General features: G+C 35.9%; 6 protein-coding genes. 4 read left to right on the top strand and 2 right to left on the bottom strand.

Annotation, left to right across the window (positions count from 1 at the left end):
• On the top strand, positions 1 to 1796 hold a 1796-nt coding region (locus tag PTQ27_RS10850), incomplete at its 5' end, for a YadA family autotransporter adhesin (RefSeq protein ID WP_273771139.1).
• A 328-nt stretch (positions 1797 to 2124) separates the two neighbouring features.
• Here the strand turns inward: PTQ27_RS10850 and PTQ27_RS10845 are convergent.
• Together PTQ27_RS10845 and PTQ27_RS10840 are read right to left on the bottom strand one after the other, a co-directional pair.
• Positions 2125 to 3855 (bottom strand): DUF3413 domain-containing protein, encoded by a 1731-nt coding sequence (locus PTQ27_RS10845; protein ID WP_273748654.1) that lies wholly within the window; start codon positions 3853 to 3855, stop codon positions 2125 to 2127.
• Positions 3856 to 3861: 6 nt separating this feature from the next.
• The gene (locus PTQ27_RS10840) at positions 3862 to 4083 is read right to left on the bottom strand and encodes a YejL family protein (RefSeq protein WP_273748655.1); all 222 of its coding nucleotides are present in this window, start codon (positions 4081 to 4083) and stop codon (positions 3862 to 3864) included.
• Between the two features lie 240 nt (positions 4084 to 4323).
• Between PTQ27_RS10840 and PTQ27_RS10835 the strand changes: the two genes are divergently transcribed.
• The 3 genes from PTQ27_RS10835 to PTQ27_RS10825 are packed head-to-tail and all read left to right on the top strand — an operon-like array spanning position 4324 to position 9242.
• Complete coding sequence (locus PTQ27_RS10835; RefSeq protein ID WP_273748656.1) at positions 4324 to 4896, top strand: TetR/AcrR family transcriptional regulator; 573 nt, start codon at positions 4324 to 4326, stop codon at positions 4894 to 4896.
• 30 nt (positions 4897 to 4926) lie between these two features.
• A complete protein-coding gene (locus PTQ27_RS10830) occupies positions 4927 to 6132 on the top strand; it encodes an efflux RND transporter periplasmic adaptor subunit (RefSeq protein WP_273748657.1) in 1206 nt (401 codons plus the stop codon).
• Between the two features lie 11 nt (positions 6133 to 6143).
• Positions 6144 to 9242 (top strand): efflux RND transporter permease subunit, encoded by a 3099-nt coding sequence (locus PTQ27_RS10825; RefSeq protein WP_273748658.1) that lies wholly within the window; start codon positions 6144 to 6146, stop codon positions 9240 to 9242.
• Positions 9243 to 9313 lie beyond the last annotated feature (71 nt).

Raw genomic sequence — 9313 nt, 5'->3', positions numbered from 1 at the left:
ACGGTCTAATCTTCACTGGTAATAATGAAAAACTAAACCGTCATAAGTTAAATACGATAGTTAAGATTGTAGGTGAAGGAGTAAGCTTAGCAGAGTCTAAATTATTTGAGTCAGCTGCTGGTAATATTAATGTTTTTGCTGATGGCGAAGGGACTTTAGAAATTCAATTATCAAAAGATATTGATTTAACAGATAAAGGTTCTATTACTATTGGTGATACAGTTATTACTGACAATGGTGTGTCTATTGTGAATGGTCCAAGTATCACAAAAGGTGGTATTAATGCTGGTGATAAGAAAATCACTAATGTTGCCGCTGGTACAGATGATACAGATGCAGTTAATGTAAGCCAGTTAAAAGAAGTGAAACAGTTAGCTTCTAAGGGCTTCAATATTACTGCGGATAATGGCGAAGAAGACAATGTAGCACCAGGTGAAACTGTTAAATTTACTAGTACAGATAAAAATATCATTACAACAGTAACGGATAACCAAATTGATTTTGGTTTAGCAGATAACATCTCTGTTGGTGGTAAACCAGGCAAAGATGGAAAACCAGGAAAAGATGGTTCAATCGGTGTGAAAGGAGCCGATGGTCAAGATGGTATCACTATTACCAAAGATGCAGTTGTATTCCACGGTATTGATGGTGTAAACGGTCAAGATGGTGTGGATGGCAAAAATGGTAGTATGACAATGGAGAAAGGAGCTAAAGGCTTAGACGGCAATGATGGTATTGACGGTGAAAGCAAAACACGTATTGTCTATGAGAAGCCAAATGGTGAAAAAGAGCAAGTAGCGACGTTAAATGATGGTTTACGCTTTACAGGTAATGATCCTTCTGTAGAGAACGCTCATAAACTAAATAGTTTAGTGACTATTAAAGGTGAGGGAGTATCTGCAGAAAAATCTAAATCTTTTGAGGGTGCTGAAGGCAACATCAATGTTAAAGCGAACGGTTCTGATACATTAGAGATCCAATTAGCGAAAAACATTAACTTAAAAGATGGTTCTGTAACAGCTGGCGATACAACGGTTAATGATAATGGTTTAACCATTAATAAAGGTCCAAGTGTTACCAAAGATGGCATCAATGCTGCGGGCTCTAAGATCACTAACGTGAAAGATGGTGATGTAAGTGCAACAAGTAAAGATGCAATCAATGGTAGCCAGTTGTATAATGCAATGCAAAATACAGGTTGGGATCTAACAGTTGATGGCAACGTGGCTGAAACTTCAGAGCAAGGAGTTCAACGTGTGAATAATAATGGTAAAGTGACTGTTTCTGGTGGCAAAAACATTAAAGTTTCACGTAAAGGCTCAACTGTTGAAGTGGCAACATCAAATAACCCAGAATTTGATACAGTTAAAGTTGGTGGAACAACCATTAGCTCAACTGTAAATAAAGTAGATGGTGTTAATGAGTTGAATGTTGCAGGTGAAAACGGTGCTCCAACTCGTATCACTAATGTAGCTCCAGGTGTTAAAGATACTGATGCTGTAAATGTGGGTCAATTAAAAGATACGGCAAATGCTCTTAATAATAAGATCAACCGTAACAACCGTGAAGCACGTGCAGGTATCGCTGGTTCTAATGCAGCAGCTGCATTACCACAAGTTTACATTCCAGGTAAATCAATGGTAGCAGCTTCAGCAGGTACTTTCAAAGGTGAAGGTGCATTAGCAGTTGGTTACTCTCGTTCAAGTGACAACGGTAAAGTTATCTTGAAATTACAAGGTAATGCAAATACTCGTGGTGATGTTGGTGCAGGAGTAGGTGTTGGTTACCAATGGTAATATAGTCTAGTAATTAGCTGATAATATAGCCCTCTTCTTTTAGAAGGGGGCTATTTTTTTGTCTATTTTTGGCATAAGCGAACGAATAAAAATAGAAGTTTTTTACGGTGTTAATTAGGGGGAATATTTGTTGTAAATTTAATGAAGTAGAATTGTTTAGGCAAGAAGGGAAGAATAAACTTAGGAGGACTACAGGCTCTAACTATAAAAATCTAATTGGTTTTAAAATGCTTTATCTTTACTATTGTATAGTAGAAATATGTTAATAAAATAAGGCATACTTGTTCAAAATGAGTATGCCTTGCTTGTTATTACCTATCTACATATTTTATTTGGCTATAAATTGATTACTTTGGTGAATCATCTGTAAGAATATTGCGAGTGGTGGTCGGTCACTTTTTTCTAGTTTTCCATTGGCATCAAAATTCTTAAAATGTCCTTTTCTATCTATATGATATTGCTCGCCATTAGGCATAATAGCCACATTCCAATTATGATTTGATGCTAAGATCCAGATCCGTTCATTTGCTGTAGTGAGATCAATTCCTTGAGCATAATCACGTAATGGATTTTTTACTGCAAATAACTGTTGAATAAAGGTTGGCATAATATCTAAATGGCTAGATAAGTAGTGGTATTGTTTACCTTCACCTTGCCAGTAGATCATCATTGGAACTTGAATATGCTTTTTAGCAAAGCTATTTTTATCGGCACTATTAGCAATATCTGATGTAATAACAATAATCGTATTTGCCAGTAACGCATTTTGTGTCAGATGCTGCCAAATTTCATTAAATTGCCAATCTAATAGTTTATATTGCTGTTCTTGATTGTTTGCATTAGGCAATGTTAAATCAAGATAACTAAAAAATGGATTTGTTAAAGGGCGTTGAGTTATCCAATTTTTCCATTGTGTTATGGCTTGTTGATTATTATTTGCTGATGGTAATAAAATGCCAGAAAATAGAGCTTGATGATAAATAGGATCAGCAAAGCCATTATGCGAAAACAATCCTAATTGGTAGTCAGCATCTTTTAGTAGGTGAATAAATGGAGATGCAGTTTTATCCCCTAAAACAGAGTCTAAATATTTACCACTTAAGCTATAAAATAACCCAAGTATGCCTGCAGAGGTATTATCCCCACTACTGTAGTGTTGCATAAAGCGATGAGAATGTTGTCCAATTTCAGTTAATTTTGGCATATTATCTGCATTAATAGCTTGAGGCGATAACCCTGAGAGATTAATAAATAAAATATTCGTTTTGGGTTGTTTTGTCGCAACTAAGTGATGTTTTGGATAATCTAGATAGAAACTATCTAAACGTCCGCTTTCTTCAATTTCTTGATTAAATTCTTCACGATCAATCAGTCCGTGCTTTTCTAAAAAGCTACGAGCGGTCATAGGATATGACAACGGATAATTTGCTTTTTGAGCGGTAATCGGGCGGTAGGCATTCATATCTGCCCAGGCATAAATAAGATGAGTTGCAGTAAAGCTAATAAGGAAAAAGAGTGCAACATATTTCCCCCATTTTTGGCGGCTAAAACTGCGGAGCTTTTGCCAGCACCAACGAGAATAGATCATTTCAGCTAATAAAATGAGTGGCATTGGCACAAATAGTAACTGCCATTTTCGGGTTAATTCGCCTTCTTCCGGATTAACTAATAAATCCCATACAAGCGGTGATAAATGCAGATAAAATCGCTTAAAAACTTCTGTATCTACTAATAAGACTGTTTGTCCAATAGTGGCAAGAATAACCGAAAGCCCTCGGTAGGTTCGGTCGTTTTTAATCAAAAAACCTAAAGGAAAGAGAATAAGCAGAAAGCCAGCAAAAACAACAAAACTGAAATGACCAAATAGGCTAATAAAGAAATAGAGTCTGCCGATAAGTGTATTTGGCCAGTCTGCATTGAATGCATAACGAGAAGAAATTAACAACGCTAACACGATATTAAAGAGTGCAAACCAATGACCCCACGTAATGCGTTGTGAGGTTTCTTCTCGGTATTGGCGAGAGTTAGTTGGTAATAAAGTGTGTAAGCGTTTTAGCATAATATATTATTTTGCTTTTAATGATTGTTTTAATGCATTAGAGAAAGCATCAGCTAAGGCTTCTCTTTGAATAGGGTTTTGAATATTTTCAGATAAAATATTAGTGACTAAATTACCTAATGCCATTAAGGAAAGATCAACTGGTGCTTTGTGTTTTTCAATGGTTACGATTAAATCAGTCATAAGACTATCAAATTGTTTTGTATGATATTTCGATTTTGTTGCCATATCTAAATAAAAATAAGTAGGTTAAATTAAGAGTGAATAGTAGCACAAAAATAAATAGAAAGTCTCTTGTGCAGATTATAGATTGTGTGATTTTTGCAAAGTTTTAGGAAAAAATGACCGCTTGTACGATAAATTAGTTTTTGGCAAGCGTTTTATTCTGTTTTTACACTGAGTTTTTTCTTTCTTTTTTTAGAAAAAAAGTTAAAATGAACGCTTGTTCATTATGAGCTGGGAGATGAAATGTCTAGGCGAATTGAGCCTAAAGAAGATATGGTTAAACGTATCTTGTTGGCAACAGAAGCTCTTATTGTAAAAGAAGGATTGCAAAATCTTTCAATGCGTAATATTGCTAAAGAAGCAGGAATTGCCTCTGGGACATTATACCTTTACTTTAAGACTAAAGATAATTTATTACATTGTTTAGCAGCACAGTTATTGAACTGCTATAACAGTTATATTGATTTTGATTTCAAACCAGAAATTGAATTATTCAATCAATATCAAGAATTAGTAAGAAAAAAATGGTTATTTTTGACAGAGCGTTTGGAGTTAGTAAAACAATTTCAAGCGGTTATTGGTATTGATGAATTGATCCGAGAAACTATTGCAGCTGAAGATTCATTTTGGAATAAACTTGTTTTTGAAGGAAAGAAACAGCAGCTTATAGTTGATCTTCCTAATGAGTTGCTTTATGCGTTAAGTATTGGCACGCTTGTTGATATGAAGTATTTACAACGATTTAGGCAGGATATCAATTTTGAAACCTATTTAAACGAAATTACTTTACGTACTTGGAAAGCGATCACTTTTTAAGTTTATTTTTATTAATCTTATGGAGAAAGTATGACAACTGAAACTCAAAAACCTGGCAAAGGTAAGAAGTTTTTAATTGTACTCACGTTGTTAATTGTGCTCATCGTTTTTGGTGGGGTAGTTGGAATGCAGCAATTTATTGCGGGCAAAAAAGCAGAGGCTGCTGCTAATATGCCAGAATCAGTTAGTGAAATTACTGCAATGCAAGTGACAACACAAGAATGGACCCCAACAATTTCAGCTGTTGGTTATATTCGCCCAAATCAAGGGGCAATGCTAAGTTCTGAAGCATCAGGTGTAGTAAGCAGAGTTCTAGTAACTTCTGGTCAGAAAGTAAATAAAGGCGATTTATTAGTTGAATTTGATAGCAGTGTTGAAATCGCAAATTTAAAGGCCTCAGAAGCACAGTTACCAAATGCGAAAGCTAACTATGATCGTTATCGTCGATTAATTGCTTCAAATAGTGCATCAAAAGCAGAATTAGATAATGCACAAGCAACATATAATCAATTAGTTGCAAATATTGAAGCATTACGTGCAACAATTAAACGTCGTCAGGTTTATGCACCTTTTAGTGGTGTTGCTGGTATTGTGAATGTCAATGTTGGTCAGTACATCACAATGGGAACTGAGATTGTTCGTGTAGAAGATCAATCTTCAATGAAGGTTCGTTTTACACTTCCTCAAACAAATTTAGAGCAAATCTCTGTTGGGCAAAAAGTAACAGCAGAAATTGATGCTCTGCCAGCTCAAACATTCCCTGCTCGAATTATTGCGATTGATCCAGCGGTAGATCGTCTAACTGGCTTAATTAATGTAGAAGCAGTAATTGAAGAAGGTCAAAATAAATTACTTTCAGGTATGTTTGCTCGTTTAAATGTGGCATTACCAACAGAGGTTGGGCAAATTGTTGTGCCTCAAATTGCGGTAGCTTATGCAATGTATGGTGAGACCGTTTATGTTTTACAACCTTTATCTGATGAAGATAAAGAAATGGTTACAAAAATGGCTGAACAAAACCCAAGTTTAGATGTAAATAAAATCTATCGTGCAAAACAAGTTGAGGTTAAAACTGTAGATCGTAGGGGTAACTATTCACAATTAGGTAAAGGCGTTAAGGCTGGCGATTTAATTGTGACCGGTGGTTTACAACGTTTAAGTAATAATGCTTTAGTAAAAGTATCAGATGTTGAAGCTATTGGGATAACAACCCCAGCAACAAACAGTAAACTTTAATGGAGTAGTAAGTGAAATTTACCGACATCTTTATTAAGCGGCCTGTATTAGCGGTTTGTATTAGCTTATTAATTACTATTTTAGGCTTACAATCGATTGATAAATTGCAGGTGCGTGAATATCCTGAGATGACAGTTTCTATTGTAACGGTGAGTGTTAACTATTCTGGTGCTGATGCAAGTTTAATGCAAGCACTTGTAACCTCACAGTTAGAAGAGGCTGTTGCTCAAGCAGATAATATTGACTATATGACTTCATCAAGCTCGCCAAGTACAACAACAGTAACGGCAAAAATGAAGTTAAATACTGATCCGAATGCAGCACTTTCTGATATTTCAGCAAAAGTAAATGCGGTTCGTTCAAATTTACCAAGTGGTATTGATGACCCGTCAATTAGTGTATCAACAGGTTCTAATGATGCGTTAATGTATATTCGTTTTGTATCTGATGAATTAAATACCTCACAGGTAACAGACTATATTAATCGTGTTGTTAAGCCTCAATTTTTTACCGTAAACGGTATTTCTAGTGTTGATGTATATGGTTCTTCATTTGGTTTACGTATTTGGTTAGATCCAGATAAAATGGCAAGTAATAAGTTATCAGGTGCTGCAGTATTATCTGCGTTAAGTGCAAATAACTTACAAACAGCTGCGGGTAACTCAAATGGCTACTATACGGTGTATCGGAATAAAGTATTATCAACAACACCTTCAGTTGAAGAGTTAGAAGAAGTAACGGTGACAACCACACCTGATGGTAGAACAATTAAATTAAAAGATATTGCTACTGTTGAATTAGATAAATATCAAGATGTTGCTCGAGCAACAGTAAGTGGTAAAGAAGCGGTTGTTTTAGCGGTATCTGTTGCAACAACGGCTAACTCATTAACAGTTGCAAAAGATATTTATCCGGTATTTGAGCAGATTGTAAGAAATTTACCGAGCTCTATTGAAGGCGATATTATTTACGATAAAACTATTGCTATTGATAGCTCTATCAGCGAAGTTATTTATACCATCTTCGAAGCAACAATTATCGTATTAGTAGTAATTATCCTATTCTTAGGATCACTGCGAGCAATGATTATTCCGGTTATTACTATTCCGATTTCATTGATTGGTGCTTTATTCTTGCTACAAATGTTTGGTTTTTCTATCAATCTTTTAACATTATTAGCATTAGTACTAGCAATCGGGTTAGTAGTTGATGATGCGATTGTGGTATTAGAAAACGTAGAACGTCACGTTAAAGAAGGAAAATCGCCTTTTGATGCAGCGATTATTGGTACACGTGAAATTGCAGTACCTGTAATTTCGATGACTATCACGCTTGCAGCGGTATATTCTCCAATGGCATTAATGTCTGGTGTAACAGGAACCCTATTTAAAGAGTTCGCTTTAACACTTGCTGGTGCGGTATTTATTTCGGGTATTGCCGCTTTAACACTTTCTCCAATGATGTCGAGTAAAGTATTAAAAGAGCATAAAGAAGGCGAAGAAGGGGCATTTGCACGTTTAGTGAATAAATCACTAGATAAAATGACAAATTGCTATACCAATATGTTACGAGCAGTATTGGCAGTTCGTAGATTTATGTTAGTGTTTGCGATCGCAATTTTTGCAAGCCTTCCATTTTTATTTAATGCACTTTCTAGTGAAGTTGCACCAACCGAAGACCGTGGTTTCGTTGTAGGGATTTCAAATGGTCCATCTAATACAAACTTAGATTACACACAAGAAGCATTAGTGGATTTTGATACTAAAGTCAGTGAATTGCCTGAAGTGTCTTCAATGATGACAGTATCTGGTTTTAATGGTGGAAATAGTGCTTTATCTATTATTTCTTTAAAAGATTGGAATGATCGTTCACGTGAGCGTGCTGAAATTTCAAATGATATTGCTGCTATTGGTAAGCAAGTTGTTGCAATGGATGTGAATGCGATTGCATTCCCTGAAATTTCAACAGGGGAAAGTGGTTTACCATTCTCGCTTGTTATTACCACTGCCGATAGCTATCAAAAACTAGCAGAAGTGGCATCAGATTTCTTGAAAAAAGCACAAACATCGGGTCAGTTCTTCTTTGCGAACCTAGACTTGAAATTTGATACGGCAACAATGAATATGAAGTTTGACCGTGAAAAAATGGGTGCTTATGGTGTAACAATGCAACAGGTAAGTGGCACATTAGGGGCATTCTTATCAGGAGCTATTATTACTCGTGTTGATATAGATTCTCGTGCTTATCCTATTGTATCTCAAGCGGTGCGTAATGATCGTTTAAATCCTGAAGATTTAATGAACTACTTTGTTACAACAGCAAGTGGTGAGTCAATCCCATTAGGTTCATTTGTGACAATGGAACTAACGACATCACCTTCATCATTACCACGAATGAGCCAGTTAAATTCAGCAACTATTTCTGGTGTTGTGGCAGGTTCTATTGGTGATGCGGTAAATTGGGCAAAAGCTGAGTTAGATCGTAGTTTACCTACTGGATATCAATATGACTTCCGTAGCGAATCTCGCCAATTTATTCAAGAAGGTAATGCGATGGCAATGACGTTCGCTTTAGCAGTTGTTATCATCTATTTAGTACTGGCAATTCAATTTGAATCTTGGCGTGATCCAATGGTAATCCTTGTTTCGGTACCATTAGCCGTAAGTGGCTCATTATTAGTAATGAATATATTAGGTATAGCCGGAATAGCGGGTTCAACATTAAACTTATATTCTCAAGTAGGTTTAGTAACCCTTGTAGGACTTATTACCAAGCACGGTATTTTAATGTGCGAAGTAGCGAAAGAAGAGCAGCTTAATCACGGTGTCTCTCGTTATGAGGCGATAGTGTATTCTGCAACGATTCGTTTACGTCCGATTTTAATGACAACAGCAGCAATGGTGGCAGGTCTTATCCCATTACTATTTGCGGTAGGTGCAGGTGCGATTGCTCGCTTTAGTATGAGTATGGTTATCGTAGCAGGTCTTTCAATCGGTACGTTATTTACACTATTCGTACTACCTGTAATTTATACTTTCTTAGGTCAAGAGCATAAACCATTACGTGAATTTGATGAGGAAAAATACTTCCCTACAACAAAAGAAGCGTAATTACACTTAAAAGACAAAACTGCATCTTAATATTCGTTAAGATGCAGTTTTTTTATGCTCAAAATATAGTG

The sequence above is a fragment of the Mannheimia cairinae genome, from assembly GCF_028649535.1.
In the GTDB taxonomy this organism is placed as follows: Bacteria; Pseudomonadota; Gammaproteobacteria; order Enterobacterales; family Pasteurellaceae; genus Mannheimia; species Mannheimia cairinae.
This window is presented reverse-complemented; position numbering and strand designations above follow the sequence as displayed.